Source organism: Gilvimarinus sp. 1_MG-2023 (assembly GCF_030548285.1).
The window spans coordinates 1-239 of sequence record NZ_JAUOSC010001637.1; the positions used below are offsets into that span (position 1 = coordinate 1).

The following is a 239-nucleotide window of genomic DNA, read 5'->3' on the forward strand; positions in this document are numbered from 1 at the left end:
CAGCATGGGAGGGAGGCTTGTATTTGTTTATTTTTGGTTTGGGTACATTGCCATTAATGTTTTTGTTTATGGGAATCAAATTAATCAGCACAGCTAAATTCAAAGCGGTTTTTAACAAAGCAGTTCCTGTAATGTTGTTGGTTGTTGGAGTTATGTTTGTTTTACGGGGTTTGGGCTTAGGAATTGCTTTTGTATCTCCTTCACACTTGAGTTTGCAAATACATTTGGTTCCTGTAGGT

The 239-nt window shown here is 37.2% G+C and carries 1 protein-coding gene; it reads left to right on the forward strand.

All coding sequences use genetic code 11. The features are described from left to right. Positions 1-239 (forward strand): urease accessory protein UreH domain-containing protein (locus Q4563_RS22345; RefSeq protein WP_303606105.1); only part of this gene is annotated, 239 nt, incomplete at both ends.